At 65.0% G+C, this 26,496-nt stretch carries 30 protein-coding genes, 1 tRNA gene and 2 pseudogenes; 10 read left to right on the plus strand and 23 right to left on the minus strand.

Going from position 1 to position 26,496, the window contains the following annotated elements; translation table 11 throughout:
- Nucleotides 1-28: 28 nt before the first annotated feature.
- The 14 genes from ppk2 to Q0C64_RS00570 form a co-directional block, all read right to left on the minus strand.
- Nucleotides 29-820, minus strand: a complete 792-nt coding sequence (gene ppk2, locus Q0C64_RS00505) for a polyphosphate kinase 2 (protein ID WP_294120074.1) — start codon at nt 818-820, stop codon at nt 29-31.
- A 104-nt stretch (nt 821-924) separates the two neighbouring features.
- Nucleotides 925-1,623, minus strand: coding sequence for a 50S ribosomal protein L1 (rplA, locus tag Q0C64_RS00510; protein ID WP_294120076.1), 699 nt, complete (start codon nt 1,621-1,623; stop codon nt 925-927).
- Nucleotides 1,624-1,626: 3 nt separating this feature from the next.
- Nucleotides 1,627-2,058, minus strand: a complete 432-nt coding sequence (gene rplK / locus Q0C64_RS00515) for a 50S ribosomal protein L11 (RefSeq protein ID WP_294120078.1) — start codon at nt 2,056-2,058, stop codon at nt 1,627-1,629.
- Between the two features lie 337 nt (nt 2,059-2,395).
- Nucleotides 2,396-2,896, minus strand: coding sequence for a tetratricopeptide repeat protein (locus tag Q0C64_RS00520; protein WP_294120080.1), 501 nt, complete (start codon nt 2,894-2,896; stop codon nt 2,396-2,398).
- Nucleotides 2,897-3,055: 159 nt separating this feature from the next.
- On the minus strand, nt 3,056-4,189 hold the full coding sequence (locus tag Q0C64_RS00525) for an ABC transporter permease (protein ID WP_294120083.1): 1,134 nt from the start codon (nt 4,187-4,189) through the stop codon (nt 3,056-3,058).
- Nucleotides 4,186-5,118, minus strand: a complete 933-nt coding sequence (locus Q0C64_RS00530) for an ABC transporter ATP-binding protein (RefSeq protein WP_294120084.1) — start codon at nt 5,116-5,118, stop codon at nt 4,186-4,188. The genes Q0C64_RS00525 and Q0C64_RS00530 overlap by 4 nt, the downstream gene beginning before the upstream one ends.
- A complete protein-coding gene (locus Q0C64_RS00535; RefSeq protein ID WP_294120086.1) occupies nt 5,115-6,059 on the minus strand; it encodes an HlyD family efflux transporter periplasmic adaptor subunit in 945 nt (314 codons plus the stop codon). Before Q0C64_RS00535 ends, Q0C64_RS00530 begins: the two co-directional genes overlap by 4 nt.
- Nucleotides 6,056-7,495 (minus strand): efflux transporter outer membrane subunit, encoded by a 1,440-nt coding sequence (locus Q0C64_RS00540; RefSeq protein ID WP_294120087.1) that lies wholly within the window; start codon nt 7,493-7,495, stop codon nt 6,056-6,058. Before Q0C64_RS00540 ends, Q0C64_RS00535 begins: the two co-directional genes overlap by 4 nt.
- Entirely contained in the window at nt 7,492-8,121 is a 630-nt protein-coding gene (locus tag Q0C64_RS00545; protein ID WP_294120089.1) for a TetR/AcrR family transcriptional regulator, read from the minus strand. Before Q0C64_RS00545 ends, Q0C64_RS00540 begins: the two co-directional genes overlap by 4 nt.
- Before the next feature lie 85 nt (nt 8,122-8,206).
- Nucleotides 8,207-8,596, minus strand: a complete 390-nt coding sequence (locus tag Q0C64_RS00550) for a nuclear transport factor 2 family protein (RefSeq protein ID WP_294120090.1) — start codon at nt 8,594-8,596, stop codon at nt 8,207-8,209.
- A gap of 116 nt (nt 8,597-8,712) precedes the next feature.
- The gene (gene nusG, locus Q0C64_RS00555) at nt 8,713-9,249 is read right to left on the minus strand and encodes a transcription termination/antitermination protein NusG (protein ID WP_294120092.1); all 537 of its coding nucleotides are present in this window, start codon (nt 9,247-9,249) and stop codon (nt 8,713-8,715) included.
- Between the two features lie 21 nt (nt 9,250-9,270).
- Nucleotides 9,271-9,468 (minus strand): preprotein translocase subunit SecE, encoded by a 198-nt coding sequence (gene secE, locus Q0C64_RS00560; protein ID WP_294120093.1) that lies wholly within the window; start codon nt 9,466-9,468, stop codon nt 9,271-9,273.
- Nucleotides 9,469-9,660: 192 nt separating this feature from the next.
- A tRNA-Trp gene (locus Q0C64_RS00565) sits at nt 9,661-9,736 on the minus strand.
- A 160-nt stretch (nt 9,737-9,896) separates the two neighbouring features.
- Nucleotides 9,897-11,660: a fatty acyl-AMP ligase gene (locus tag Q0C64_RS00570; protein WP_294120094.1), complete on the minus strand. Its 1,764-nt coding sequence runs from the start codon at nt 11,658-11,660 to the stop codon at nt 9,897-9,899.
- Between the two features lie 388 nt (nt 11,661-12,048).
- Here Q0C64_RS00570 and Q0C64_RS00575 point away from each other — a divergent pair, with 388 nt between their 5' ends.
- The 5 genes and pseudogenes from Q0C64_RS00575 to Q0C64_RS00595 all read left to right on the plus strand — a co-directional run.
- Complete coding sequence (locus Q0C64_RS00575) at nt 12,049-12,576, plus strand: regulatory protein RecX (protein ID WP_294120095.1); 528 nt, start codon at nt 12,049-12,051, stop codon at nt 12,574-12,576.
- A 50-nt stretch (nt 12,577-12,626) separates the two neighbouring features.
- Nucleotides 12,627-13,217, plus strand: coding sequence for a cold shock domain-containing protein (locus tag Q0C64_RS00580; RefSeq protein WP_294120096.1), 591 nt, complete (start codon nt 12,627-12,629; stop codon nt 13,215-13,217).
- Between the two features lie 26 nt (nt 13,218-13,243).
- A complete protein-coding gene (locus Q0C64_RS00585) occupies nt 13,244-13,684 on the plus strand; it encodes a DUF192 domain-containing protein (protein ID WP_294120097.1) in 441 nt (146 codons plus the stop codon).
- Between the two features lie 45 nt (nt 13,685-13,729).
- Nucleotides 13,730-14,113, plus strand: a complete 384-nt coding sequence (locus Q0C64_RS00590) for an NADH:ubiquinone oxidoreductase subunit NDUFA12 (protein WP_294120099.1) — start codon at nt 13,730-13,732, stop codon at nt 14,111-14,113.
- Between the two features lie 140 nt (nt 14,114-14,253).
- Nucleotides 14,254-14,487 (plus strand): annotated as a pseudogene (locus Q0C64_RS00595) (DUF2155 domain-containing protein); the annotation flags it as partial.
- 35 nt (nt 14,488-14,522) lie between these two features.
- Here Q0C64_RS00595 and aat read toward each other — a convergent pair.
- Nucleotides 14,523-15,275 (minus strand): leucyl/phenylalanyl-tRNA--protein transferase, encoded by a 753-nt coding sequence (gene aat / locus Q0C64_RS00600; RefSeq protein WP_294120100.1) that lies wholly within the window; start codon nt 15,273-15,275, stop codon nt 14,523-14,525.
- A 10-nt stretch (nt 15,276-15,285) separates the two neighbouring features.
- Nucleotides 15,286-15,633, minus strand: coding sequence for an arsenate reductase (glutaredoxin) (arsC, locus tag Q0C64_RS00605; protein ID WP_294120142.1), 348 nt, complete (start codon nt 15,631-15,633; stop codon nt 15,286-15,288).
- Nucleotides 15,634-15,836: 203 nt separating this feature from the next.
- Between arsC and Q0C64_RS00610 the strand changes: the two genes are divergently transcribed.
- Nucleotides 15,837-16,391 (plus strand): YMGG-like glycine zipper-containing protein, encoded by a 555-nt coding sequence (locus Q0C64_RS00610; protein WP_294120101.1) that lies wholly within the window; start codon nt 15,837-15,839, stop codon nt 16,389-16,391.
- Nucleotides 16,392-16,465: 74 nt separating this feature from the next.
- A complete protein-coding gene (locus tag Q0C64_RS00615; RefSeq protein ID WP_294120143.1) occupies nt 16,466-17,734 on the plus strand; it encodes a L,D-transpeptidase family protein in 1,269 nt (422 codons plus the stop codon).
- A gap of 10 nt (nt 17,735-17,744) precedes the next feature.
- Here Q0C64_RS00615 and Q0C64_RS00620 read toward each other — a convergent pair whose 3' ends face one another.
- Genes Q0C64_RS00620 through Q0C64_RS00635 form a run of 4 tightly spaced genes read right to left on the minus strand, consistent with a single transcriptional unit; the run spans nt 17,745 to nt 20,828 of the window.
- Nucleotides 17,745-18,440 carry an energy transducer TonB gene (locus tag Q0C64_RS00620; RefSeq protein ID WP_294120102.1) on the minus strand — a complete coding sequence of 232 codons (696 nt, stop codon included), beginning with the start codon at nt 18,438-18,440 and terminating at the stop codon, nt 17,745-17,747.
- A 53-nt stretch (nt 18,441-18,493) separates the two neighbouring features.
- Nucleotides 18,494-19,870, minus strand: a complete 1,377-nt coding sequence (accC, locus tag Q0C64_RS00625) for an acetyl-CoA carboxylase biotin carboxylase subunit (protein WP_294120103.1) — start codon at nt 19,868-19,870, stop codon at nt 18,494-18,496.
- Between the two features lie 6 nt (nt 19,871-19,876).
- Nucleotides 19,877-20,353 (minus strand): acetyl-CoA carboxylase biotin carboxyl carrier protein, encoded by a 477-nt coding sequence (gene accB / locus Q0C64_RS00630; protein ID WP_294120104.1) that lies wholly within the window; start codon nt 20,351-20,353, stop codon nt 19,877-19,879.
- Nucleotides 20,354-20,387: 34 nt separating this feature from the next.
- The gene (locus Q0C64_RS00635; protein WP_294120105.1) at nt 20,388-20,828 is read right to left on the minus strand and encodes a type II 3-dehydroquinate dehydratase; all 441 of its coding nucleotides are present in this window, start codon (nt 20,826-20,828) and stop codon (nt 20,388-20,390) included.
- 158 nt (nt 20,829-20,986) lie between these two features.
- Here Q0C64_RS00635 and thiS point away from each other — a divergent pair.
- Together thiS and Q0C64_RS00645 are read left to right on the plus strand one after the other, a co-directional pair.
- Nucleotides 20,987-21,997 (plus strand): annotated as a pseudogene (thiS, locus tag Q0C64_RS00640) (sulfur carrier protein ThiS).
- A gap of 13 nt (nt 21,998-22,010) precedes the next feature.
- Nucleotides 22,011-22,799, plus strand: coding sequence for an alpha/beta hydrolase (locus tag Q0C64_RS00645; RefSeq protein WP_294120106.1), 789 nt, complete (start codon nt 22,011-22,013; stop codon nt 22,797-22,799).
- 6 nt (nt 22,800-22,805) lie between these two features.
- Here the strand turns inward: Q0C64_RS00645 and Q0C64_RS00650 are convergent, their stop codons facing one another.
- On the minus strand, nt 22,806-23,612 hold the full coding sequence (locus tag Q0C64_RS00650) for a methyltransferase domain-containing protein (protein ID WP_294120107.1): 807 nt from the start codon (nt 23,610-23,612) through the stop codon (nt 22,806-22,808).
- An 80-nt stretch (nt 23,613-23,692) separates the two neighbouring features.
- Between Q0C64_RS00650 and Q0C64_RS00655 the strand changes: the two genes are divergently transcribed.
- Nucleotides 23,693-24,343: a protein-L-isoaspartate(D-aspartate) O-methyltransferase gene (locus Q0C64_RS00655; protein ID WP_294120108.1), complete on the plus strand. Its 651-nt coding sequence runs from the start codon at nt 23,693-23,695 to the stop codon at nt 24,341-24,343.
- Here Q0C64_RS00655 and Q0C64_RS00660 read toward each other — a convergent pair.
- Entirely contained in the window at nt 24,340-24,813 is a 474-nt protein-coding gene (locus Q0C64_RS00660; RefSeq protein WP_294120109.1) for a GNAT family N-acetyltransferase, read from the minus strand. The genes Q0C64_RS00655 and Q0C64_RS00660 overlap by 4 nt on opposite strands.
- Before the next feature lie 11 nt (nt 24,814-24,824).
- The gene (locus Q0C64_RS00665) at nt 24,825-26,483 is read right to left on the minus strand and encodes a thiamine pyrophosphate-binding protein (protein ID WP_294120110.1); all 1,659 of its coding nucleotides are present in this window, start codon (nt 26,481-26,483) and stop codon (nt 24,825-24,827) included.
- Between the last annotated feature and the right edge of the window lie 13 nt (nt 26,484-26,496).

Consider the following 26,496-nt stretch of genomic DNA (forward strand, 5'->3'; position numbering starts at 1 on the left):
CCCCCCACCAAGACTCGGTTAGCTTAGGTCAATCATCCCTGTCATGCCAGCGGTAGGACGGAAGCGGCTTCATCACCCCGTAGCGCTCCTTGATCGGATCGTGACCAAGCTTGGGCCAGGGGATGTTCTCCACCGGCAATTTGGTGTCCGGCAGCCGGTCTAGCAGGTCGCGAAGCAACGTCAGGCGGCCAAGCCGTTGGTCGTTGAAATCGACCAGGGTCCAGGGCGCATGCGGCGAATCCGTCGCCGCCAGCATCCGCTCGCGGGCCTCGGTATAGGCGTCATAGAGCGCGCGTGACTTGATATCGACCGGCGACAGCTTCCACCGGCGCAGCGGATTGTTGAGCCGGTCGGCAAAGCGCTCCTCCTGCCGTTCCTGGTCGCAGCACAGCCAATATTTGAACAGGTAGATGCCATCGTCGACGAGCTGCTTTTCAAAGTCCGGCACGGCCTTCAAGAAAGCCGTGACCTGCTGCGACGAACAAAATCCCATCACCGCTTCGACCCCGGCCCGATTGTACCAGCTGCGGTCGAACAGGCTGATTTCTCCCCTGGCCGGCATATGCTCGACGTAGCGTTGGAAATACCATTGGCTCTTCTCCCTCTCGGAGGGTGAAGGCAGCGCGACGACATGGCATTGCCGGGGATTGAGAATGCTCGCGAACATATGGATCGAGCCGCCCTTGCCGGCCGTGTCACGGCCTTCGAATACGACCACCAGGCGCTGCCCGGTTTCCTGGATCCAGCGCGCTGCGTCGCTGAGCTCGTGGAGCAATGGCCCCAGCGCTTCCTCATATTCCTTTTGGCTGAGATGAGCCATTTACGTCCCCCTGCAGCAAGTGCGGGGACCTTATCGTTAATCTCGGATAAGAAAAGGGCCGGGGATTTCGCCCCAGCCCCAAACTCTTGCGCTAAGGCTGCGGCCTAGGCGCCGGCAACCTCGGTCGTGTCGAGGCGAACGCCCGGGCCCATGGTCGAGCTGATGGCGATCTTCTTGACGTACTTGCCCTTGGCGCCCGACGGCTTGGCCTTGACGATGGCGTCGACGAACGCATCGAAATTGGCCTTGAGGTCGGCTTCGGGGAAGCTCGCCTTGCCGATGCCGGCGTGGATGATCCCCGCCTTCTCGACGCGGAACTCGACCTGGCCCGACTTGGCGTCGGAGACGGCCTTGGCGACGTCCATGGTGACGGTGCCGAGCTTCGGGTTCGGCATCAGGCCCTTGGGGCCCAGCACCTTACCGAGGCGGCCGACGACGCCCATCATGTCCGGCGTCGCGATGACGCGGTCATAGTCGAGCTTGCCGGCCTGCATCTCTTCCATCAGGTCCTCGGCACCGACCTTGTCGGCGCCCGCCTTGGTCGCTTCCTCGGCCTTGGCGCCCTTGGCGAACACCGCCACGCGGACGTCCTTGCCGGTGCCCTTGGGCAGGTTGACGACGCCGCGGACCATCTGGTCGGCGTGGCGCGGGTCGACGCCCAGGTTGATGGCGACTTCGACGGTCTCGTCGAACTTGGCGGAGGCCAGGCTCTTCACCAGGCCGATCGCCTCGTCCACGTTATAGTGGGCGTTCGGATTGACCTTGCCGTCGGCGGCCTTCTGCTTCTTGGTCAGCTTCGCCATGTCTTAGCCCTCCACAACCTGGAGGCCCATCGCGCGGGCGGAGCCTTCAATGATCTTGATCGCGGCCTCAAGGTCGTTCGCGTTGAGGTCCTTCATCTTCGCGGTGGCGACTTCGGCCAGCTGCGAGCGGCGGATGGTCCCGGCCGAAACCTTGCCCGGCTCCTTCGAGCCCGACTTGAGCTTCGCGGCCTTCTTCAACAGGAAGCTCGCCGGCGGCGTCTTGGTGGTGAAGGAGAAGCTGCGGTCCGCATAGACGGTGATCACCGTCGGGATCGGAGCGCCCTTTTCGAGGTCCTGCGTCGCGGCGTTGAACGCCTTGCAGAATTCCATGATGTTGACGCCGCGCTGGCCCAGGGCGGGGCCGATCGGCGGTGACGGGTTGGCAATGCCAGCCGGCACCTGGAGCTTGATATAGCCCGTGATTTTCTTAGCCATTTTTCTCACTCTGTAGTGGCCAGGCGGGGCGAACCCCACCCAAGCCGTTCAAGTTTAGCGGTCCAAGCGGCGAGCCGAAGCGCACCTCCCGCAATCCAGTGCTAATGCCTTGGAAGGCGGCGCCTGTAGCAGAAATCAGCGGGGAAGCAAGGCAGGCGACTGGAGAGAGGGGGCCCTAAACTTCACTATTTTCATCGAGACAGGCGCCATTTTTGTGAAGTTAGCGCGGGTTTGGAGATTGGGGTGACTGAGCTGGACGGTGAGACAGAGCCAGAGCTGAGAGGCGTGGCATAGGTTGGGTGCTGTAGGACAGCAGATTCAGCTTCGGCTCGGCGGCTTATGGGTTCAGCTTCTTGCCCAGCTCATCGATCGCCGACTGGATCTCGGTGCGGTCCTCGTCGCCGCATTTGCTGGCGCACTTGGCGAGCTTCCTCTGCAGCGCGGCATATTGCTTGGTGGCGAGGTCCTTGTCGCCCAGCTCGATCGCTACCAGGCCTAGCTGGAGATAGGCCGGGATCGGCGCGTTCTGGGAGCGAACCGCGCCCTGGAACGCCTTCTTGGCCTCGGGCTTCTGGCCGCTGAGGGCATAGGCCATGCCCAGCGCGTAGGGGATGTTGCCGTCGATCGAATTGGCATCATAGGCCTTGCGCAATTCCTTGATCGCCGTCGGGAAATCGCCCGCCTGCAGGGCGGTCACGCCGTTCCGGTAGGGCACGGTCGCGTCGGCCTGGACGGGGGTGGATTCCGGCGCCATGCCGCCGCCCATTTGCGCATGGGCCTGGGAGGCAATCGCAAGGCCGAACGCGGCCGCGGAAATCTGGAGCTTGGACAGTCGCATTGTCGGGGCACCTCTCGAAGAGATCAGGCGGGGGACGATGCTGGCCAACAGGCGGCCTGTCGCGAGCCTTGCCGGTGGAGGTGCGGTTTTTGCCGGTGAATGAAAGCGGGATCCCGGATCAAGTCCGGGATGACGAAAGGTGGGAAGTAAGTGCCGGCGCTAATCGAGAGTGGTGCGGTACTTGGTAACAGCCACGGACGCGACGACGAGGACGAACAGCAGCAGGGCGAGGAGGCTGGGTGCGGCCTCGGCGATGCCGACGCCCTTGAGCATCGCGCCGCGCACAACGCGCAGGACGTGCGTGACCGGGATGACGGAGCCGATCCATTGCGCCCAGTCGGGCATGCCGCGGAACGGGAACAGGAAGCCCGACAGCAGGATCGACGGCAGCATGTAGAAGAAGCTCATCTGCATCGCCTGGAGCTGGTTGCGGGCGAGGGTCGAGATGAGGAAGCCGAGGCTCAGCGAGCCGATGATGAACAACAGCAGGCCAAGGATCAGCGCCGCCCAGCCGCCGGCCATCGGTACCCCGAACAGGATGCGCGCGACGGTGATGATGACGGTCGCCTGGATCGTCCCGACCATGACGTAAGGAGTTAGCTTGCCGATCATCACCTCGATCGGGCGGAGCGGAGTGGCGAGCAATGTCTCCATCGTGCCGCGTTCGGATTCGCGGGTGACGCCGAGCGCGGTCATCATCACCAGGGTCATCGACAGGACGATGCCGAGCAGGCCGGGGACGATATTGTAGCTGGTGATGCCTTCGGGGTTGTAGCGACGCTGGACGACCACCTCGAACGGTTGGGCGGCGGGTTTTGCAGGCGCGATAACGCCCTTCAGATCATGCTTCAGCGCCTCGGCCGGGATGCTGGCCAACGCGCCAACGGCGGGGCCGGTCGCGGCGGGGTCCGAAGCATCGGCCTCGACCAGGATTTGCGCCTTCTCGTGGCGGACGACGCGGCGGGTAAAATCGCCGGGAATGGTGATGGCGAACTGGACCCGGCCGCGCTCGATCAGCGCATCCATTTCGGCCGGCGAGCGGGCGACATAGTCGATCGAGAAATAGTCGCTGCGTTTGAGGGCGCCCAGGACCGAGCGCGAGAATTGGCCCTGGTCCTGGACCAGCACCGCGGTCGGCAGCTGCTTGGGATCGCTGTTGATGGCATAGCCGAACAGCAGCAGCTGGATGACCGGAATGCCGAGCATCATCGCATAGGTCAGCCGGTCGCGGAGGAGCTGCGTGAACTCCTTCTGCAGCACCGCCAGGATGCGCGAGAGCGAAATGCCCATCATGCCGCTTCGTCCACGGACCGCGCACCCTGCTGTCGCATGAGGTGGATGAACACGTCTTCGAGGGTCGGCTCAGCCTCGCGCCACACGTAAGGATCGCGACGCCAGGGCTGGATCGCGGCTTCGAGCTTGCGGCGATCGGTGCCGCTGACGTGGAGCGTCTGGCCGAACGGGGCGACCATATCGACGCCCGGCTTCTGTTCGAGCTCGGACATTAGTTTGTCAGCGCGCGGGCCCTCTGCCTCGAAGGTAATCAGACCCGACTGCTTGATCAGTTCGTCGCCGGTGCCGCGAGCGATGAGGTCGCCGTTGAAGATGTAGGCGATGTCGTGGCAGCGCTCGGCCTCGTCCATATAGTGGGTCGAGACCATCACCGTCATGCCGCCGTCGGCGAAGCGGTGGATCTGGTCCCAGAAATCGCGGCGGGCCTGCGGGTCGACGCCGGCGGTGGGCTCGTCGAGCAGCAGCAGCTTGGGTTCGTGCATCACCGCCGCGGCCAGCGCCATGCGCTGCTTCCAGCCGCCCGAGAGCTGGCCGGCGAGCTGCTTGCGGCGGTGCTGGAGGCCGAGTTTTTCGAGCGATTCATCGACCCGCTGTGCGACCCGATCGAGGCTGTAGACGCGGGCGACGAAGGTCAGATTCTCCGCGATCGTCAGATCCTCGTAGAGCGAGAATTTCTGGGTCATGTAGCCGGTCTGGCGCTTGATTGCCGCCGCCTCACGCGGGAAGTCGAGGCCCAGCACCTGGCCGCTTGCTCCGGGGTCGGGAGTCAGCAGACCGCACAGCATGCGGAGGGACGTGGTCTTGCCCGACCCGTTGGGGCCGAGGAAGCCGGTGATATGACCCTGCTCGATCTGCAGCGCGACGTCCTTGACCACGCGCCGGTCGCCGAAGCGCTTGTTAAGGCCCGCGACGTCAATCGCGAGACTCACGGCAAAGGCTCCACGTCCACGGGAAGGCCCGGCATCAGGCTGGCGGGCTTGGCGGGCAGCGCCTCGACCATGAACACCAGCCGGTCGCGGCTGTCGCGGCTGAAGATCACCGGCGGAGTGAATTCCGAGCGCGGGCTGACATAGCTGATCCTGGCCGTGAGGCCCGAGGCGCAGCTGTCGCAGGAGAAGCGGACCGTCTTGCCGGGCCGGTAGCGGGCGACCTGATGTTCGGGGACGTAGAAACGGACCTTGATCCGCTCGTCGGGCAGCAGGCTGACCACCGCCTGGTTGGCGGCGACCCATTCGCCGGGCCGGTAGAAGATCTCCTCGACGCGGCCGGCGGAAGGGGCCGGTGGGGCCAGCTGGCCGACGCGGATCGCGACTTCGCGCTCGCCGCCCCTGGCGTTGCTCTCCTGGGCGCGGGCGGCGGCAATCTGGGCGTAGCGCGCAGCGGCGGTCTGGCGGGCGGCGTTGAGCCGGGCGCTGGCTTCCTTGAGCGCCGCTTCGGCCGCGTCGATATCCTTGTTGGCGACCGCGGCCGGTTCGTCGCGCTTGACCGACTGCAGGCGATTGAGGTCGCGGCGGGCGCGGTCGGCATCGGCGGCGGCAGCGCGCGCTTCGGCTTCGGCCTGCTCGGCGTTCGCGGCGGCGGACGCGATCTGGGTGCGGGCTTCCGACACCTGGGCACGGGCCTGCTCGCCCTGCGCCGACAATGTTGCCGGATCGATGGTGAACAGCGTGGCTCCGGCCGCGACCCGCTGACCTTCCTCGGCGGTGAGGGTGGCGACGGTTCCCGCCACCGGCGCGGCGAGGAACAGGCTTTCGCCCTCGATATAGCCGGAGAGAGTCCGTTCGCGCTTCTGGCCGCTGATCAGATACCATGCGAGCACCGCCGCGCCGAAAGCCAAGGCGAGGATGAAGATCGGCCGCGCGCGGTTCATTGTCCCGTCTCCGCCAAGTTGCTTTCTGGCCAGCCGCCACCAAGCGCTTTCACCAGCGCCACCGTGTCGCGCGCCAGGGCGCCGCGGGTCTCGATCATCTGTTCCTCCAAGGATAGGCGGCGCTCCTGCGCCTGCAGCACGTCGGCCAGCGTCACCAGCCCGCCGTGGTAACGTGTCTCGGCAATCTCCTCGGCACGAGCGGCATTGGCCCGCGCCTGTTCCAGCTCGGCCAGCTTGCGCCGGCCGCCGTCGACGTTGCCCAGCGCGTCTTCGACGTCCTTGAGGGCGGTGAGGATCGCCTTGCGGTAGGCGATCATCGCCTGCTCCTGCCGGGCGTTCTTGACCTCGATAGTGGCCCGGCGCCGGCCGCCGTCGAAAATCGGCCAGTCGAGCGCGGCGCCGATCGAGAAGCTGCGGCTGCCCCATTCGAGCAGCGAGCCGAGGGCCGTGCTGACCAGTGCCGGGGCGGCGGTCAGGGAGATGCGCGGGTAAAGATCGGCGGTCGCAACACCGATGTCGGCGGTGGCCGCCGCCAGCTCGCGCTCGGCGGAGCGAATGTCCGGCCGCCGCCGGAGCAAGTCCGACGGCAGGCCGGGGGGCACCGAGAGGGCTGGGGGCAAAGTCCCCGGTGCCGCCAACTGATTGGCAAGGGTTTCTGGCTGCTGTCCGGTGAGCACGCCGAGCACATGAATTTCGGCCTTGGCGTCAGCTTGCAGCCCCGGAATCGCGGCCGCGGCGGCAAAGCGTTCCGATTGCTGCTGCTCGAGGATTTGCCCGGTGACCAGTCCGCCCTTGGCCTGGGCGCGGACCAGCTGTTCGTAACGAGCCAAGCGGGCCAGCTCGGCCTCGGCATTGGCGATGCGGCCCTGCAGCGTGCGAAGGCGGAGATAGGCGCTGGCGACCTCGGCCGCGACCGTGACCTCGGCGTCGTGGCGGTTCCAGATGGCAGCGCCGGTGCGGGCCGCCGCAGCCTCGCGCTCGCGCCGGTTGCGGCCGAACAGGTCGAGTTCCCAGCTAGCATCGAAGCCGGCGCGCCAGCTGGTGAATGCGGTGCCGGGGAGGCCGATCGATCCGCCGCCACCCGTACCGGAACCCGGGGTCACGGGAATGGCGTTCTCGCTGATCCGCTGGCGGGTTACGGAGGTCTCGGCGCCAAGTTGGGGAGATGAGCTCGCTCCAGCGACGCCCTCCTCAGCCCGAGCCTCGCGAATCCGCGCCGCGGCCATTTCGATGTCGAGATTTTGCCGAAGCGCCTGCTCGACCAGCGCGGTCAGCTGGGTGTCACCGAAGCCCTGCCACCAGGCGGCAAGATCGCCCTGCTCGGCGTTGCCTGCCTCAAGGTAGCGATCCGGTACCGGCGTTTCGGGCTGCGTGTAGTCCGGCCCGACCGTGGTGCAGCCGGCGAGCAGCAGGGAGAGGAGGAGCGCGCGCCTCATGATGCCTTCTCCAGCAGCAGCCCGGCCAGCGCGGTTTCGGCATGCTGGCGGGCCAGCAACTGCAGATCGAGCGGTTCGCCCCCGGCCGGCTGCAGCACCTCGCGATAGAGCAGGCCCATCAGCATCGGCCCCATCAGGCTGAAGGCATGGTAGCGCGGGTTGCCCGGGCGGACCTCGCCGCGCTGCTGGGCGCGCTCGATCAGCCCGGTCATGATGGCGAAGGCCTTGACCGCGATCTGGTCGTGCCAGACCTTTGCCAGCTCGGGGAAATTGCCGGACTCGCCGATGACCATCTTGACCACGCGGCCGAGCGGCGTGCGGGTGGCCATTTCGGACATGCGGGCGAGGAACATCGGCGCGAGCTGGGCGAAGGGCAGGTCGGCGGCCATGATTGCATCGCGGACCGCGTCGATGTTCGGCGCGATGGTGTTCTTGACGACCGCGCGGAACAGCTCCTCCTTATCCGTGAAGTAGAGGTAGAGCGTGCCCTTCGACACGCCGGCGCGCCGGGCGATGTCGTCCAGCTTGGCCGCCGCGAAGCCTTTTTCAGCAAACACCTCCAACGCCGCCGCGCAAATCTCGCGTGGGCGGTCTTCGGCGCGTCGCTGGAATTTGGGTTGCTTCACGAGTCGTTTCTAACTGACCGGTCAGTTAGTTAAATGGCATTTCAAATGCAAGCGGAATCAACTTTTGGAGGTAGAGCCGGGGGGGCTAGCTCTTCGCTTGTTGCAGCAGTTCGCCCATGCGGCGGTGAACGACTTCGATTGCCTTGAGCGGCCGGACCATGACCTTGAAATAGGCGATCTGCCGTCCGCCAGGCGTGCAGCGAATGATGTCGACGCCATTGACCCTGATGCCGTCGATCTCGCTCTCAAACTCCAGTACCGCCCCCGACGCGTTGCGCCATTCGCCGGTGTAACGGAAATGTTCATTCCCGATCACCTGCATCGCGCCAAGCAGATAGGCCATGGTGATTTCGCGGCCGCGCTGAGGAGTGTGGACGACCGGGCTTTCGAAGGTAACGTCAGGCGCCAGCAACTCTACCAAGAGCGTAGTGTCCCGGGTTTCGACGAAGCGGTGCCAAGCCTTAATTGCATCCATCTGCTGGAGGCTAGGCAAATGCACGCCAAAGAAAAAGGGCCGCCTCTCGGCGACCCCTTTGAAATTCGGTTGCTTGGATCCCGGATCAAGTCCGGGATGACGACCTTAAGGGGTCGTCATTTGACCCGCTCGACCTGCTCGAACTCGAGCTCGACCGGCGTGGCGCGGCCGAAGATCGAGACGCTGACCTTGACGCGGGCACGGTCGAAATCGAGCTCCTCGACGACGCCGTTGAAGCTGGCGAACGGGCCGTCCAGCACCTTGACCGCGTCGCCGATCTCATAATCGACCTTGACCTTGTGCTTGGGCTGCGCGGCGGCCTCTTCCTTGGTGTCGAGCATGCGATGGGCTTGCGCGTCGGGGATCGCCTGCGGCTTGCCGTTCGGGCCGAGGAAGCCGGTCACCTTGGGGGTGTTCTTGACCAGGTGATAGACGTCGTCGTTCAATGCCAGCTTGGCGAGGACATAGCCGGGCATGAACTTGCGCTCGGCCTGGACCTTCTTGCCGCGCTTGATCTCGGTCACGGTCTCGGTCGGGACCTCGACCTGCTCGACCAAGCTTTCGAGGCCGAGGCGCTTGGCTTCGGACATGATCGCGTCGCGAACCTTGTTCTCGAAGCCGGAATAGGCGTGGATGATGTACCAGCGGGACATTGGTTAGCCTTTGAAAATTCTCTAGCCGAGCAGGCCGAGGAGGGATTTGACGATCGCGCTGAAAGCCGAATCGACCCCGAAGAAGAAGATGGCGAGCATGGCGGTCATGATCATCACCATGATGGCGGTGGTGCGCGTTTCCTTCAGCGACGGCCAGACGACCTTGCTGCCTTCGGCGCGCACCTGCCGGATGAATTCGCCTGGATTGACCTTTGCCACTGTTTCGATGCCTTCAAACGGATAGAAAAACGAGGTCCGCGGGCAACCCCGCCGGACCTCGTAACGGGCGGGACTTAGCGCGGGCCGTCACGGGAGTAAATCCCGCGACGTCGATCGGGTTCGCTCACGCGACCCGTCGGCCGGCCTTCGGCGGCTCTTCGCGCTGCTACGCTGCGCTCGGCGCCTTAGGCTTGGCAGGGGCAGAGGGACTCGAACCCACGACCCTCGGTTTTGGAGACCGATGCTCTACCAACTGAGCTATACCCCTAGGCCGTGGCGCGACCTAATGCGCTGAGCTAATGTGCGCAAGGGCCGTCACGGAGTAAATCCGTGACGTCGGTCCTGTCGCTACGCGCAGGCCGTCCGGCTTTCGTGATCTCTGCGCGCTGCTGGCGATTGCGAGCAATCGCGGCGCTGCGCTCGGTCACTCAAGCAGCGATATCGTAGGGGATAATCTCGCCGCTGAGGTAGAGGTTGCGGGCCTTGGTCCGCGACAGCTTGCCGGAGCTGGTGCGGGGCAGGGTGCGTGGTGGGATCAGCTCGACCACCGGCGAGATGCCGGTGATGGCCCGGACCCGCTCGCGGATGTCGTCGCGAAGCTTGCCGCGCTCTTCCGGATCGCTGACCCGGCAATGGACCAGCACCGCCGGCGTTTCCTCGCCTCCGGAGCCGGTGATGGCGAAGGCGGCAATGTCGCCCGACTTGAAGCCCGGCAACTGCTCCACGGCCCATTCGATATCCTGCGGCCAATGGTTCTTGCCGTTGATGATGATCATGTCCTTGGCGCGGCCGACGATGAAGATGTAGCCACCCGACATGTAGCCCATGTCGCCGGTGTCGAGCCAACCGTCCTTCATGCAGGCCTCGGTCGATTCCGGGTCGCGGAAATAGCCGACCATCACGCTCGATCCACGGACCCAGACCTTGCCGATCGACCGGTCGGCCAGCGGGTCGCCGCTAGCGTCGCGGATCTCGATTTCCATGCCCTCGACCGGCTTGCCGCAGTTGACGATCGCGCGGTAACGGCGCGGCCGCTCCTGGGCCGGCGTGCCGGCGCCCGAAAGTTCGCTTTCCTCAACCAGCTCAAGGCGAATGCCCTCGCCCGGCGGCATGATCGACACCGCCAGCGTTGCTTCGGCGAGACCGTAGCTGGGGCAGAAGGCGCCGGCCTTGAAGCCCGCATCGGCAAAGCTGTCGACGAACGCCTGCATCACGTCCGGGCGGATCATGTCGGCGCCGTTGCCGGCCAGACGCCAGCGCGACAGGTCGAAGCGATCGGCGGCGCGAGTTTGTGACGACATGCGGCGCGAGCAAATATCGTAGCCGAAGGTCGGCGAATAGGAGAGGGTGGTGCCGGGGTTGCGACTGACGAGGTCGAGCCAGGCCAGCGGCCGGCGCGCGAAATCCTCGGTCTTCAGAAAATCGACCGATACCTGCATCGCCAGCGGCGACAGCATGCAGCCGACCAAGCCCATGTCATGGTACCAGGGCAGCCAGGAGATGACCCGGTCGGTCGGCTGGATGTCGGTGCCGATGCCATGGGCGTGCAAATTGTCGAGCAGCGCGCGATGCGTGATTGCTACGCCGTGCGGGAAGCGGGTCGAGCCGGAACTGTACTGAAGGTAAGCGATCTCATGCTCGCCGGCTGACGGGAGCTCGCCAACGGTGGGCTCGATTTCGAGCAGGCTCTCCCAGTTGCGGACCTCAATGCCGCGCTTTTCGGCGGCCGCGGTGGCGAAGTCGGTCAGCTCGGCCGGATAGAGGAACAGCTTCGGATCGCTGCTGGTCAGCATCACCACCAGCTGCTCGACATAGGCGTCACGCCCGCCGAAGCTGGTCGGCAGCGGCAGTGGAACTGGCCACAAGCCGGCACAGATGGCTCCGAAAAAGCAGGCGGCGAATTCGGGGCCGGTCTCCGCGATCAGCGCCAGCCGGTCGCCCTTTTCGAGACCCAGTGCGACAAAGCGGTGAGCATGGCGCATCGCATCTTCACGCAGCTCGGCATAGGGATAGGCGCGAACCAACGTGCCCCGCGCGTCGTGGAAGTTCATTCCACGGTGGCCGCGAGCGGCATAGTCGAGCGCATCGCCGAGCGTCGGAAAATCGGCAATGCGCCGCTCCAGCCGATCAAGGGTGGGCGTGTATCCGTCGAGCGTCAGGGTAGCGTCGATCCTGTCGTTGCGGTCGAGCACGCAGCAATTCCTGTCTGTTGGTCCACGGCGCGGCCACAGGCCGGCGAACCCGCCTCAGGCGGGTCTTTTTGCCTGATGCTGGGCGAGTGTGGCACAAACATGGCCATGGCTGCCATGGGGTTCAGTCCCCACTACCAGCGAGGCCGTGATGGAAACGAAAAGGCGTTCTGGGAGTGAGCGAGTGCAGCCAGATAGTCGGCGCTATCTGGCAATTGAGCGAGCGTGCCGGGGCGACTTTGCGTCCCACGCTCTGGGCATGGCCCTGCCGGCGCATTGCTTCGTCGAAGCGCTCGACCGGTGGTCCTGCACCGCTCTTCGCACTTCTCCTAGCCCTGCAACCGGCAGGAGCCATGTCACGACTCTCGCTGGTAGTGGGGACTGAACCCTAATGTCCCGCAAGCCCATCGACCCGGCGCGGCTCGACGAGCTGGCGCTTTCATACGTCAGCCGCTTCGCGACCAGCCGGTCAAAGCTAAAGAGCTACCTGGTTCGAAAGCTGCGCGAACGCGGCTGGACCGGGGAAGGCGAACCGCCGATCGATGCGCTTGCCGACCGGATGACGCGATTGGGTTATTTCGACGATCGTGCTTATGCGCTTTCCAAGGCCCGCTCGCTGACCGCGCGAGGCTATGGCGCCGGCCGGGTCAGGCAGGCGCTGGCGCAAGCCGGCATCGCGGACGAACATTCCAGCGATGCGCGCGAGCTGGCCGCGAGCGAAGCCCTTGACGCGGCGCTCCGCTTTGCGCGCCGGCGATCGCTGGGCCCCTACGCCGCGGCCAGGCCAGAAGGCCGCGACCGGGAAAAGGCCATCGCCGCCATGCTGCGTGCCGGCCATGAATATGGGATTGTCCGCACGCTGATCGACCTCGGACCCGGGGAATTCCCCGAAAATGACGCCGTTAAACGCTCGGATTAATCACGTTAATGTCGGTTTCCCGACAGAAATGTCCGTGGTAAGGAAATGGCGTGCAGCGTTTGAGTGCCGAAACGACTCAGGAGGTCGGCCCGGAGCTTATGGCAACGGGCGAGGAAACTCTTCCTGAAGGTCAGCAGTGTTCGGGTCGGGTCAAGTGGTTCGACGCGACGAGGGGTTTTGGATTCCTCGTATCGGAGGATTGCGAAGGCGACATCCTGGTCCATTTCAGTGTCCTGAAGGAACATGGCCGGCGCTCGCTGCCCGAAGGCGCGACCATCGAATGCATCGCCGAGCACCAGGACCGCGGCTTCCAGGCGCGCAAAATTTTGTCGATCGACCTCAGTACGGCCTTGCCCATGCCGGTGCGGCCGGTCCAATCAACCGGCGAGCGCGCGGACCGCAGGGCCTTGGCCGATGCCGCGGGCGAGTATGAGCCGGTGGAGGTCAAATGGTTCAATCGGGTGAAGGGCTACGGTTTCCTCAATCGCGCCGGGGAAGCGGAGACGGGCGAGGACATTTTCGTCCATATGGAAACGGTGCGGCAATCGCAGATCATCGACCTCCAGCCCGGCCAGCAGCTGGAAGCCCGGATCGCCGAGGGGCGCAAGGGGCTGACCGCCGTCGAACTTCGCGAAGTCTGATCATCCGGGCAGTCGCTTTTGGCCTGGTGGCGTCGCTCGCCGCCTGCCAGCCATCGGCGTCCAGCGCGGTCGAACTGGGCCAATCGCCCGCCGGCCTTGAACAGATGCGGATCACGATCGACTCCCATGGCAAGAAGCACCCGTTTACGGTCGAGGTGGCGCGCACCCTCGAACAGCAAGCACAGGGTTTGATGTTTCGCTCCGCCCTGGACCCCGATCGCGGCATGATCTTCCCGTTCGAGACGGCGCGGCAGGCGAGCTTCTGGATGAAGAATACGCTGATCCCGCTCGACCTGATTTTCATTCGCACCGACGGCAGCATTGCAAATATCGCGGCCAATGCCGTGCCGCTGTCGCTCGAGCCGATCTATTCCGACGGCGAAGTGGAGGCGGTGCTCGAAATTGCCGGCGGGCGCTCGGCCGAGCTTGGTGTCCAGGCCGGCGACAAGGTCGAGTGGAAGCGCTGATACAAGCCTTGCCTAGCCACACGTAAAGCGGCAAAGGCCCGTGCCATGGGAATTTTCGCCAACGCCTTCACCTGGTGGAACGGAGCCTCCTGGGGCACGATGATCAATTCGCGCCGCAACGGCGAGGAAGTCGGCCGCGACGATGCCGGCAATGTCTATTTCCGCCATCGCAAGGATCCGCGCCGCCGCTGGGTCATCTATGACGGATCGAATGACGGCAGCCGGGTGCCGCCGGGCTGGAACGCATGGCTCCGCGGAACCATCGATGAGCTGCCGGAAAAGGGGCTGCCGCCACGCCGCAAGTTCGAACAGGCGCCGGTGCCAAACCTGACCGGGACCATGGCCGCCTACCGCCCGGGAGGGTCGCTGGCGTCCAAATCGATCCGCCCGGCCAGCACCGGCGATTATGAGGCGTGGAAGCCCGAATAAGCGTGAAGCCGTCGGCCACCACATTCGTATTGCTGCCGCTACTGTTGGCGGCTGCCTGCAACAAGGGCGATCAGGCCGACAATCAGGCGTTGACCGAGGAAATTCCGCGCGCGTCGGCCGACCAACCCGGCGTCACGCCGATGGCCCAGCGGGTCGCAGTGATCGGCCTGCTCAACAAGCGCAACGGCATCGTTCGTGACCTGACCCTGAAGCCGGGCCAGGCGATGCGGGTCAAGGATGTCGCCGTCCGGTTGAAGGCGTGCGAGACCAGCGCTCCGTGGGAGCAGGAAAAGTTGACGGGCGCCTTCGTCCAGGTCGATGTCCGCCGCCCGGACGGCCAATGGGTCAGGAAATTCTCGGGCTGGCTCTACAAGGAAAGCCCGTCGCTCAACGTGGTCGAGGACCCGGTTTACGACGTGTGGCCCAAGAGCTGCGCGATGAGCTGGCCCGGCGGGCCCGCGGCGCCGGCCGCATCAAGCGATACCAGTAGATCGTCGAGCGCTTCGAACGACGGCGAATCAAGCGGCGAGCTGCCCACCGGCAACGAAGCGTCGCCGACGGTAGCCGTTCCGCCGCCGGCCGATGACAATGCGGAGGTCAACAACCCGACATAATGATCGCGGCTGACGGTAACCGCCCCCAGGGATTCAAGGTGGGGCGTGATGAACTGGCAATCGAGCAAAGTGAAATGGCCGACCCTGAGCCGCGCCACCAGCCAGGCCAGCGCCACCTTTGAGGCGTCGGTCATCCGGCTGAACATCGATTCCCCGAAGAAAGCGCGGCCCAGCTTGACGCCGTAAAGCCCGCCGACCAGCTCGGTCCCCCCATTTTCATTGGCGTGCCAGCATTCGATCGAATGGGCGTGGCCGACGGCGTGCAGGCCGAGCGTGGCCCGTTCGATCACCTGGTTGATCCAGGTCTCGTCGCGGTCGGCGCAGGCCAGCAATACCTCTTGGAACGCCTGGTCGCGGGTTACCGTGAATTTGCCGGACCGGACCTTCTTGGTCAGCGACCTGGACAGGTGAAAATCGTCCAGCGGAATGATTGCCCGGCTGCGCGGCTCGACCCAGAAAATGTCGCCGGCACTGCGACTGTCGGCCATGGGGAAGATGCCGGCGGCATAGCCCCTCAGCAACATTCGCGGATCCAGGCCCTCGCTCATTTCCTGGCGCTCACAGAATCTGCCGCACCTCATCCTGCGGGCGGCATAGGCGCACGCCCTTTTCGGTTTGTACCAGAGGACGCTGGATGAGGATCGGATGTTCCATCATCGCGTCCAAAATTTGTTCGTCGCTGGTCGCCGGGTCGGTCAGGCCAAGCTCCTCCGCCAGCGGCTCTTTGTCGCGCAGGCCCTGCCGCGGGGTAATTCCGGCGCGTGCGTAGAGTCGCATTAGCTCTTCACGGCTCGGTGGGGCCTTGAGATATTCGACGATTTCGACGTTGACCCCTTCATTCTCCAGGATTTCCAAGGTCTTGCGGGAAGTCCCGCACATCGGATTGTGATAGATTGTTGCCTTCATTTCCATTCCGTTCATTGCGCCATTTAATCGTGCCACAGAGACGCCGCCAGCAACAGCGGTAACGGCCAGATGAGGCTTCCGACCGTTGGACTGCCGGAACCTCCTCCCCCCAATGTCGTTAGGCGAGCGTGACATGTGCACTGCTGCCGGGGGCCCGGGTCCTGGGGCACGGTCCGTTACAGACAACAAATGGGAGTCAGAAGATGCGTAAGTCGATGATTGCAGTTCTGCTCGCCGGTACCCTTTCGCTTGGCGCCTGCGCCGCCAACAGCGGACAAGCGGGCAATATTGCCCAGGGTGCGGCGGTCGGTGCGGCCGGTGGTGCGGCGGTTGGCGCCGTGGTTCCGGGCGTGAACGTGATTGAAGGTGCCGCGGTTGGCGCGGCGATTGGCGGCCTGGCCGGCGCGGTATGGGCCGACAACAACAATGACGGCTATGCCGACGGCTATGTGCAGAACGGTACTTATTATGCCGGCACGCCGCAGGGCTATGACCCGACCCTGCGTCGGGTTGCCACGGGCGCAATTGGTGGCGCGGCGCTGGGCGCGGTCGCCGGCGCGGTGATCCCGGGTTTGAGCCCGATCGAAGGCGCCGTTATCGGCGCAGCGATCGGCGGCCTGGCCGGCGCCGTGTGGGCCGATAATGACCGTGACGGACGAGCCGATGGCTATGTTTACAACGGCCAATATTATCAGGGCACGCCGTCCGGCTACTCGTCGGCGCCCCCGCCGCCTCCGCCGCCGGGCGAGCGTGGCTAATGAGGTTACGGACCAATAGATTTTGGTCCGGAAAGCCCGCCGGACGCCCCCTGCGTCCGGCGGGCTTCGCCTTGGTGCTCCTGGCGGGCCTGCTGGCGGTTGCACCGTTGCAGCCGGCAGTGGCGTCCGCCGCGACCGTCGCGGCAAATGCGAACCAATTTTCATCCGGCCCGCAATGGGTGACGTCCGACCAGCGCGCGGCGACCAAGCTGATCGCGTTGTTGCAAGGTTCCGACCTCGACGGTCTCGATCCCCGGCAATTCAAGACCAAGCAATTGCTTAAGGCGTTGCGCTCGGCGTCGGGCGGGAATTTGAAAGCCGTCGATAAGGCCAATGCGGCCTTCAACCGCGCGCTGGTCAGCTACGCGACCGCGCTGCGGTCCGCTCCATCGAAGGAATGGGCTTTTGTCGATCGCGCCGCGGTCCCGGAGACGCCATCCGCCGCGGCGTTGCTTGCCGAAGCGGCAGGCGCTCCCTCGCTGGAGAGCTGGGTCGATGCGATGCCGTTCATGCACCCGAGCTATGCGCAGCTGAGACGGGGGCTGGTCGCCGCTCGGAGCAGCGGCGGGGCCCGCACCGAGGCAGTGCTGCGGGTCAATTTGAACCGCGCGCGGCTGCTCCCCGCGACCGGGCGCTATGTGGTGGTCAATATCGCTGCCCAGCGGCTCTACATGTTCGATGGAGGCCGGCAGTTGGACTCGATGAAGGTGGTCGTCGGCCAGGGCCGCGACGACCGCAAGACGCCGATGATGGCCGGGACGCTGCAATATGCGTCGCTCAATCCCTATTGGAACGTGCCGGTTGACCTGGTCGGTGACGATGTCGGGATTTACGTCCAGAAATACGGCCTCGGTTATTTGAAGTCGCGCGGATACCAGCTGCTGTCCGACTGGGGCGACAATGCCGCGGTGGTCGATCCAGCGACCATCGACTGGCGAGCCGTGGTGGACGGGAAAATCCAGGTCCGCGTTCGCCAGCTGCCTGGCCCGCGCAATGTGCTGGGGAAGGTCAAATTTAGCTTTCCCAACCCTTACGGCGTCTACCTCCACGATACGGCGCAGCCGCAGCTGATGACGCAGGAAGTCCGCCTCTTTAGCGGCGGATGCATCCGGCTCGAGGACGCGGCGCGGCTCGGGCAGTGGCTGTTCGGGCGGAACCTCAAGGCGACATCCAATACGTCCGACATCGAGGTGCCGCTCGACAGACCGGTGCCGATCTATGTCGCTTACCTGACGGCGGTGCCGGAAGGCCAATCGATCACTTATTTTGAGGATGTCTATGGCTGGGATGCCAAACGCCTGGCCGAGTCCGGTGGCGGCGCGGATCGCGGTGCCGCCAATTAGGGTCTGGACCCTAGTAACGGCGAAAGTTGATCCCCCAGGTGTAGTCGCTGCCCAATTCGCTCTGGATCGGCGCGCCTGCATTGTTGGTGGCGGGACTGAAACGCAGCCGTTCGGTCAGGATGCGACAGGTGGTTGCATCGAGCAGCGGGCTGCCGCTCGATGCGGTAATCCGGCAATTGGCGATGCGGCCGCTGACCAGCACGGTGAAGCGAACGCTGACGCGGCCCTGCAGGCGATTGCGCAGCGCTTCGCGCGGATAGTCGCCATTCTCGAGGCCGCCGGAAATCCATTGGGCGGCCGATCCACCGCCGCCACGGCCAGTCCCGGACCCTCCCGCCCCAGGTCCAATGCCCGCGTTGGCCGCGCCGGCGGAAGGCGCAGTGCCGGCTCCGGCGACCGGCGCTGCAGCAACCGGCGTTATGGCCGGCAGCCTCGGTTGCGGAGCGACGATTTCGGTCGGCTCGGCCTTCTTGCCCGCGGCTCCTTCATCTTCCTTCGCCTTGGCGGTCTTTTCCTGCGGCAAGGGCTGCGGCTTGGGCAGCTCGTTTATGTCGATGAGGACGGTGGGCGCTTGCTCGGCGATCCGGAACGGCGAATTTTTGGGGATCAGCAGCCCAGCGCCGATCACGACCGCATAAACCGCGACGACGCCGGCAATGGCCTTGGCCTTGTCGGGACGGGTCGGTTCGGAATGATAACCGGGCATGGCGGCCTCACAACGCGCCGCGCCGGCCGAAGGGTGCGGTTAGCCGGCCGAACTCATTCAGAACCCGTCCCCCGGACGGGCTCCTCCTTCGTTTCATCCAGCCAGCGCTCGAGCCACTTGATCGTATAGTCGCCGGACTTGAAGGCGTCGGTGGCGATGATCCGCTGTTGCAGCGGCACCGTTGTCTTCATCCCCTCAACAACGAACTCTTCCAACGCCCGCTTGAGGCGGCGAATGCAGCTTTCGCGGTCGACGCCATAGACGATCAGCTTGCCGATCATGCTGTCGTAATAGGGCGGTACCTTATAGCCGGCGTAGAGGCCGCTATCGACGCGGACGTGCATGCCGCCGGGCGCGACATAATTCTTCACCAGGCCGGGAGAGGGAGCGAAGGTCTGCGGATCCTCGGCGTTGATGCGGCACTCGATCGCATGGCCGTGCAGCTGGACCTGATCCTGTGTCACCGACAGGCCGTCGCCCTGGGCCACGCGAATCTGCTCGGCGACCAGGTCGATGTCGCTGATCAGCTCGGTCACCGGATGCTCGACCTGCAGCCTTGTGTTCATCTCGATGAAGTAGAATTTGCCGTCCTCGTAGAGGAACTCGATGGTGCCCGCGCCGCGATAGCCCATTTCGGCCATGGCCTGGGCGACGATTCCGCCCATTTCCGCGCGTTGATCGGCCGAGATGACGGGGGAGGGCGCTTCTTCGATCACTTTCTGGTGGCGGCGCTGGATCGAGCAGTCGCGCTCGCCCAAGTGGATAGCCTTGCCATTGCCGTCGCCGAATACCTGGAACTCGATGTGGCGCGGGTCGCCGAGGTATTTTTCCATGTAAACGGTCGGATCGCCGAAGGCGGCGTTGGCCTCGGACGAGGCCTGTCCCATCAGGCTTGCAAGCTCATCCTCGCTCGGCACGACTTTCATGCCGCGCCCGCCGCCGCCCGACGCGGCCTTGATCAGCACCGGATAGCCGATTTCGGCGGCGATTTGCTTCGCCTCCGCGACGCTGTTGAGCGGGCCCGGCGATCCGGGGACCAGCGGCAGGCCGAGCTTCTGGGCGGTATTCTTGGCCTCGATCTTGTCGCCCATGATCCGGATATGCTCGGGCTTGGGCCCGACCCAGATCAAATTGTGGCTCTCGACGATCTCGGCGAACTGGGCATTCTCCGAAAGGAAACCGTAGCCGGGGTGGATGGCGTCGGCGTGGGTGATCTCGGCCGCCGAAATAATGTTGGCGATGTTGAGATAGCTGTCCTTGGCCGGCGGCGGGCCGATGCACACCGCTTCGTCGGCGAGGCGAACGTGCATCGCGTCGGCGTCGGCGGTCGAATGGACCGCCACCGTCTTGATTCCCAGCTCGTGGCAGGCGCGGTGGATGCGCAGGGCAATCTCGCCGCGATTGGCGATCAAGAGCTTTTGAATGCTCATGCCAATCTACTCGATGACGACCAGCGGCTGGTCGAACTCGACCGGCTGGGAGTCGCTGATCAGGATCTGCGACACCTTGCCGCCCTTGGGCGCGGTGATCGGGTTCATCACCTTCATCGCCTCGATGATGAGCAGCGTGTCGCCCTGTTTGACCGGCGAGCCGACGGCGATGAACGGCTTGGCGCCAGGCTCAGCCGACAGATAAGCGGTGCCGACCATCGGCGACTTGACCGCGTCGACCGGAGCGGCCGGGGCAGACGCTTCGGCCGCGGGCGCAGCAGCCAAGGGATTGGCGATCGCAGCCGCGGGTGCTGTCGCCGGCGCATAGGACACGACCGGCGCGGACTCGCGCTTGACCTTGATCTTGCGGTCGCCGTCTTCGACCTCAATCTCGGTCAACTCATTGGCGGACAGCAACTCGGCGAGCTCTTTCACCAGCGCGGTGTCGACGCGCATCGCCTGCTGTTCCTTGTGATCGCCCATTTCAAAACCCTTTGAATTCCAGCGGCGCTCCCTGTCAGAGCCGGGCCGCCGCGTCCAGTGCTAGCGAGTATCCGCGCGCGCCTTCGCCTTTGATCAGCCGGGTCGCGGCGAGCGCGACAAGATCGGTGTGCCGGAAGGATTCCCGGTCTTCCGGATTGCTGAGATGCACCTCGATCACCGGAGTCGCAATCGCCTTGACCGCGTCATGCAGCGCCACCGACGTGTGGCTATAGCCGCCCGGATTGAGGATTACCGCCTTGGCGCCCCTGGCCTGTGCCTCGTGCAGCCAGTCGATCAAATGCCCCTCATGGTTCGACTGGCGAATGTCGAGCGTGACGCACAGTTCGCCTGCCTGCTCAATGAGCCGGTCGGCAATGTCATCGAGCGTGTCCGAGCCGTAGATCTCGGGTTCCCGGCTGCCCAGCAAGTTGAGATTCGGCCCGTTGAGGACGAAGATCAGCGGTGGCGTTGCCATGGCGAGCCCCTATATGGGGCTTTCTTCAGGCTCACCACCCCGCTCGTCCTGAGTAGGGCCTGAGCTTGGCGAAGGCTCATATCGAAGGACGGTCCTTCGATACGCCATTTCGACTTCGCTCAATGGCTACTCAGGATGAGCGGAGTTGGGGAGTTTGAATGAGTTTGGACGGTACCGCAGGTGTGATGATCAACGGCGAGCACCGCCGGGTGCCCGCCGGTACCAGCCTGGCGCAACTGATCGCCGAGGTCGGGCTTGACCCGGTTCGTGTCGCGGTCGAGCGCAATCTGGAGATCGTCCCGCGCTCGACCTTCGGCGAGGTGATGGTCGAGGACGGCGATGCCTATGAAATCGTCCATTTCGTGGGAGGCGGTTGAGTGAACCTGCAGAATAAGGTTTCCGCGGATACATGGACCGTTGCCGGCCGCACCTTCTCGTCGCGGCTGATCGTCGGCACCGGAAAATATAAGGATTTCGAGCAGAACGCGGCGGCGGTCGAGGCGTCGGGCGCGGAGATCGTCACCGTTGCGGTGCGGCGGGTCAACATCAGCGATCCCAAGCAGCCAATGCTGATGGATTATATCGATCCCAAGAAGATCACTTACCTGCCCAACACGGCCGGCTGTTTCACCGCCGAGGAAGCGATCCGCACCCTCAGGCTGGCGCGCGAGGCGGGCGGCTGGGAGCTGGTCAAGCTGGAAGTGCTGGGCGAAGCCAAGACGCTCTATCCCGACATGCGCGAGACGTTGCGCGCGACCGAGACGCTGGCCAAGGAAGGCTTCCAGCCGATGGTCTATTGCGTCGACGATCCGATCGCCGCCAAGCAGCTGGAAGAGGCGGGCGCGGTGGCGATCATGCCGCTGGGCGCGCCGATCGGCTCGGGCCTCGGTATCCAGAATTTGGTCACCATTCGCCTGATCGTTGAAGGCGCCAATGTGCCGGTGCTGGTCGATGCCGGGGTCGGCACGGCCAGTGACGCGGCGGTGGCGATGGAACTGGGTTGCGACGGCGTGCTGATGAACACCGCGATCGCCGAGGCCAAGGACCCGATCGGGATGGCGCGGGCGATGAAGCTGGCGGTGGAGAGCGGCCGGCTGGCCTATCTGTCCGGGCGCATGGCCAAGCGGCGTTACGCCGATCCTTCGAGCCCGCTGGCGGGATTAATCTAAGCGAGGACAAGCCATGCGTTTCAGTCACGCCATCATGTTTTGCGCCTTGGTAGCGAGCGGGTGCCAGGCCGCACCGCACAAGGCCAAGGATTGCCAGGGCTCGGAATGTTCGGTCCCAAGCGAGGCGGCGAAGCCGGTCATGCTCACCGCCTCCGACGGCGTGAAGGTCCACGGCTCGCTGTATGAGGCGGCGAAGCCCAAGGCCCTGATTTTGCTGTTCCACCAGGCCGGGTCAAGCAAGGACGAATATGCGACGATCGCGCCTCGGCTGCGTGATGCCGGCTACAGCGCCCTGGCGATCGACCAACGGTCGGGCGGCGGGCTGTTCGGCACCAACGAGACCGCCAAGGGGCTCGGCCGCGAGGCGGACTATCTGGAGGCTCGGCCCGACCTGAAGGCGGCGCTCGACTGGGCGCGGCAGCAGAAGTTGCCGATCGTCCTGTGGGGCAGCAGCTATTCCTCGTCGCTGATTTTCCCGCTGGCGGCGGGCGATCCGGACGGCGTCATCGCGCTGCTATCCTTCTCCCCGGGCGAGTATTTCGACGACAAGCATATGATCCGTGCCGCGGCCGCGAAGATTAGCGTGCCGGTGTTCATCGCGTCGACCAACTCGCCGGATGAAGTCAGCGAGGCCGACCCGATCTTGGCGGCGCTGCCGAAGAATGCCGCCAACGTGCGCTACATCCCCGAACATGGCGTGCATGGATCGTCGACGCTGATCGCCAAGCGAAATCCCGAAGGTGCCGAAGACGGCTGGCGCGCGGTGCTGGCCTTTCTCGGCAATGTCACTCCGACGAAATAGGCCGGCCTATTTGATCGCCGTCACCAGCCGCGCCGACATCGGCGCGTTGAACCCGCTCGGCCCTCCAAACCGGCGCAGGGCAGCCTCGGCCGCGTCGGTCGCTTCGCCGAGCCGGCTGGCATCGATCTGCTCAATGTCCGCGCGCATCGGCGTGCCCTGGACCAGGGCGATCGCCGCGTCGCGCGCCGACGGTGCGTGACTTGTCAGCTCGACCGTTTCGATCTCGATATCGGTGAAGCCGGCGTCGAGCAGGTCCTGCTCGATCTGTCCGATATCATGGTAACGGAACGGCACGCGCTCGTAGAAACGCAGCTCTTCGCCCGGAAACAGTTCGGCGACCGCGCGGCCCGCGGTCATGGTGGCGAGGTTGCGCTCGACCTGGTCCCAGATGACCAGCATGTAGCGGCCGTTTTCGCGGAGCACGCGATGGGCCTCGCTGTTGCCGCGAACCTTGTCCGGGAAAAACATCACCCCGAACTGGCAGACGACCAGGTCGAAGCTGGCGTCGGGGAAGGGCAGGGACTGCGCGTCGGCGACTTCGAACTGGACGCGATCACTGCTGACGCGCCGCGCTGCCTGCTCAAGCATCGGTTCATTGAGGTCGGTGGCAATGATTTCCGCGTCCGGAACGGCCTCGCTCAAGGCAGCGGTCACGACGCCGGTCCCCGCTGCCGTTTCGAGGATTTTCAGGGGGCCGTATTGCGCGGCCCGCTTGGCGACCAGCCGCGCATAGGGCTCAAACACCAATGGCACCATGTAACGGTCGTAGATGGCCGGGATCGACCCGGCGAACACGGTATCGGCAGCAGTCATTCGCTCTCCTAACGCCCCGCCGGAGCCCCTAGCAGGAACGTTGCGCCAAGCCCAAGAGTTTGCATGGCTGGAGGGACTCGATGGGCGACTTCACCGCGCTTCGCGAGGAAATGATCGAGCAGCAGATCGCGGCTCGCGGGCTCGATGACCCGGCGCTGCTGGCGGCGTTCCGGGCCGTGCCACGAGAGGAATTCGTCAGCGCCGACTATGCCCAATATGCCTATCAGGATTCGCCGCTGCCGATCGAAAGCGGGCAGACCATCAGCCAGCCATATATTGTCGCGCTGACCATCTATGCGGCCGGCATCAAGGCGGGCGACAAGGTGCTCGAGGTCGGCGCCGGCTCGGGCTACGCGGCGGCGGTGATCGGCCAGATCGCAGGCGAGGTGATCGCCATCGAACGGCACCACAAGCTGGTTGAGGCCGCGCAGGAGCGGATGGCTCGCCTCGGTTACGACAACGTCTGCATCGTCGAGGGCGACGGCACGCTCGGCTGGCCGGAAGAAGCGCCGTTCGACGCGATTGTCGCCGCGGCGAGCGGCAGCCATGTCCCGCCAAGCTGGATCGCGCAGCTGAAGCCTGGCGGGCGCATCGTCATGCCGCTGGGCGAACCGCACGGCGTCCAGTCGCTGGTCAAGGTGACCAAGGCGCTCGACGGGACGCTCAAGCTCGAGGATCTTGGCGGCGTACGCTTCGTGCCGCTGATCGGTGCAGAGGGTTTCGCGCCCTAGCTCAGCTTCTTTTCGAACCAGTGGTGGGCATAGGGCTCGTCGTTGAATGGCGGGACCTCAGTATAGCCGCTGCTGCGATAGAGTTGCTGCGCTTCCGTCAGTGATTCCTGGGTTTCCAGGCGGACGATCCGATAGCCGACCTCTCGGGCGCGATGTTCAAGTTCGTGAAGCAGCCGCCGGCCTAGCCCGAGGCCGCGCACGGTTCGCGAAATCCACATCCGCTTGATGTAGGCGGCTTCCGGCGAAATGGATTTGAAGCCGCCGCAACCAACCGGCTCGCCATCAAGCCGAACGACGATGAAGGTGCCGTGCGGGGGCGCGAATTCATCGAGTGTCGGCGCAGAGCTATTGGCGGGATCGAAGCCACCTTCGAAGCGCTCTGCTAGTTCGCGGAAATAGTGCGACAGGCAAAATACGGCGACCGCGCTGGTTGGCGGGACCTCTACGATCTCGATCGTTGGGTTCGCCATGGCGCTATCCGTCACCTTGCCTTTGCGTGCAGCCCGCTAATCGTCGTCTGGTTGGTAATGACCTCGACGTCGGTGACGCAGTGGAGCAGGCGGATGCCCTTGCGCTCCATCGCCCGGGCGAGGGCGGGGGCGAACTGATCGGTCGCCTCAATCCGTTCCGCCCAGCCGCCATAGGCCTCGGCCAGCTTGGCGAAGTCGGGATTGGCGAGTTCCGTCGCGCTGATCCGCTTGGGATAGTCGCGCTCCTGGTGCATGCGGATGGTGCCATAGGCCCCATTGTCGACCAGGATGACAAGCAGGTCGGCGCCATATTGGGCCGCCGTCGCCAGTTCCTGCCCGTTCATCAGGAAATCGCCGTCGCCGGCGACGCACACCACCGGCCGGTCCTTGAAGCGGAGCGCGGCAGCGACCGAGGCGGGCAGGCCATAGCCCATCGTCCCGCTGGTCGGCGCAAGCTGGGTCGGCATCACGCCATAATGCCAATAGCGGTGCCACCAGCCGGAGAAATTGCCGGCGCCGTTGCAGATGATCGTGTTGTCAGGGAGCGCATCGCGCATCGCCTTGACGCACGGCCCGAGGTCGAGCGCCACGCCCTCGCGTGGGCTCGGCTCGCTCCATTCGAGCCACTCCTTGTGCGCTTCCTCGCCGTCCTTGAACCGGACCAGGTCGGGATCGGCCCAATCGGCCGCCATTTCGGCGAACTCGCCCATGTCGGCGCAGATCGGCAGGTCGGCCTTGAACACCCGGCCGAGCTCGTTGGGATCGGGGTGGACATGGACCAGCAGCTGGTCGGGGTGGTCGGGCGTGACCAGCTTGTAGCCGTCGGTGGTGGATTCGCCGAGCCGGGCACCGACCACCAGCAACAGGTCTGCCTCGCGGATGCGTTGCTGCAGCCTGGGGTTGGGGCCGTAGCCCAGCTGGCCGGCATAGACGGCGCTGTCGTTGTCGATTGCGTCCTGGCGGCGGAAAGCGGCGGCGGTCGGGATGCCGTAGCGATAGGCAAAGGTGGCGAAGTGATGCGCCGCGTCGCGGTCCCATCCGGCGCCGCCGATAATCGCCACCGGATTGGTCGCGTCCTTCAAGAGGCCAAACATGGCGTCCATCGCGCCGGCGCAGGGCGGCTGGGCGATCGGCGCGATCTTCGGCCGGTCGAGGGTCTCGACCTCGTCGCGCAGCATGTCTTCCGGGATGGCCAGCACGACCGGCCCGGGCCGGCCGGCGGTGGCGACGCGCCAGGCGCGGGCAACATATTCGGGGATGCGCCGGGCATCGTCGATCCGCGCCGCCCATTTGGCTACGGGACCGAAGAAGGCGGCCATGTCGACTTCCTGGAAGCCCTCGCGGTCGCGGTCGGCGCGATCGAGGTCGCCGACAAACAGGATCATCGGGGTCGAATCCTGGAAGGCGACATGAACCCCGGCGCTGGCATTGGTTGCGCCTGGGCCGCGGGTGACGAAGGCAACACCGGGCTTACCGGTCATCTTGCCGTCGGCGTCGGCCATGTAACTGACCCCGCCTTCCTGGCGGCAGACCACCACGTCGATTTCCGGTGCGTCGTGGAACGCGTCCAATACGGCGAGGAAGCTTTCCCCGGGCACGGTGAAGATGCGGTCGCAGCCCTGGATCTTGAGCTGCTCGACAAGGATCTGGCCGCCTGTGCGTGTCGTCATGGCGACGCGCCTT

It is taken from the genome of Sphingomonas sp., from assembly GCF_023266535.1.
Classification (GTDB): domain Bacteria; phylum Pseudomonadota; class Alphaproteobacteria; order Sphingomonadales; family Sphingomonadaceae; genus Sphingomicrobium.

Bases quoted from the DNA above. Each gene is read 5' to 3' on its own strand.
- ppk2 (WP_294120074.1), bottom strand. From the start codon at position 820: ATGGCTCATCTCAGCCAAAAGGAATATGAGGAAGCGCTGGGGCCATTG.
- rplA (WP_294120076.1), bottom strand. From the start codon at position 1,623: ATGGCGAAGCTGACCAAGAAGCAGAAGGCCGCCGACGGCAAGGTCAAT.
- rplK (WP_294120078.1), bottom strand. From the start codon at position 2,058: ATGGCTAAGAAAATCACGGGCTATATCAAGCTCCAGGTGCCGGCTGGC.
- Q0C64_RS00520 (WP_294120080.1), bottom strand. From the start codon at position 2,896: ATGCGACTGTCCAAGCTCCAGATTTCCGCGGCCGCGTTCGGCCTTGCG.
- Q0C64_RS00525 (WP_294120083.1), bottom strand. From the start codon at position 4,189: ATGATGGGCATTTCGCTCTCGCGCATCCTGGCGGTGCTGCAGAAGGAG.
- Q0C64_RS00535 (WP_294120086.1), bottom strand. From the start codon at position 6,059: ATGAACCGCGCGCGGCCGATCTTCATCCTCGCCTTGGCTTTCGGCGCG.
- Q0C64_RS00540 (WP_294120087.1), bottom strand. From the start codon at position 7,495: ATGAGGCGCGCGCTCCTCCTCTCCCTGCTGCTCGCCGGCTGCACCACG.
- Q0C64_RS00550 (WP_294120090.1), bottom strand. From the start codon at position 8,596: ATGGATGCAATTAAGGCTTGGCACCGCTTCGTCGAAACCCGGGACACT.
- nusG (WP_294120092.1), bottom strand. From the start codon at position 9,249: ATGTCCCGCTGGTACATCATCCACGCCTATTCCGGCTTCGAGAACAAG.
- Q0C64_RS00575 (WP_294120095.1), top strand. From the start codon at position 12,049: ATGTCCCGCAAGCCCATCGACCCGGCGCGGCTCGACGAGCTGGCGCTT.
- Q0C64_RS00590 (WP_294120099.1), top strand. From the start codon at position 13,730: ATGGGAATTTTCGCCAACGCCTTCACCTGGTGGAACGGAGCCTCCTGG.
- aat (WP_294120100.1), bottom strand. From the start codon at position 15,275: ATGAGCGAGGGCCTGGATCCGCGAATGTTGCTGAGGGGCTATGCCGCC.
- arsC (WP_294120142.1), bottom strand. From the start codon at position 15,633: ATGAAGGCAACAATCTATCACAATCCGATGTGCGGGACTTCCCGCAAG.
- Q0C64_RS00610 (WP_294120101.1), top strand. From the start codon at position 15,837: ATGCGTAAGTCGATGATTGCAGTTCTGCTCGCCGGTACCCTTTCGCTT.
- Q0C64_RS00620 (WP_294120102.1), bottom strand. From the start codon at position 18,440: ATGCCCGGTTATCATTCCGAACCGACCCGTCCCGACAAGGCCAAGGCC.
- accC (WP_294120103.1), bottom strand. From the start codon at position 19,870: ATGAGCATTCAAAAGCTCTTGATCGCCAATCGCGGCGAGATTGCCCTG.
- accB (WP_294120104.1), bottom strand. From the start codon at position 20,353: ATGGGCGATCACAAGGAACAGCAGGCGATGCGCGTCGACACCGCGCTG.
- Q0C64_RS00635 (WP_294120105.1), bottom strand. From the start codon at position 20,828: ATGGCAACGCCACCGCTGATCTTCGTCCTCAACGGGCCGAATCTCAAC.
- Q0C64_RS00645 (WP_294120106.1), top strand. From the start codon at position 22,011: ATGCGTTTCAGTCACGCCATCATGTTTTGCGCCTTGGTAGCGAGCGGG.
- Q0C64_RS00650 (WP_294120107.1), bottom strand. From the start codon at position 23,612: ATGACTGCTGCCGATACCGTGTTCGCCGGGTCGATCCCGGCCATCTAC.
- Q0C64_RS00655 (WP_294120108.1), top strand. From the start codon at position 23,693: ATGGGCGACTTCACCGCGCTTCGCGAGGAAATGATCGAGCAGCAGATC.
- Q0C64_RS00660 (WP_294120109.1), bottom strand. From the start codon at position 24,813: ATGGCGAACCCAACGATCGAGATCGTAGAGGTCCCGCCAACCAGCGCG.
- Q0C64_RS00665 (WP_294120110.1), bottom strand. From the start codon at position 26,483: ATGACGACACGCACAGGCGGCCAGATCCTTGTCGAGCAGCTCAAGATC.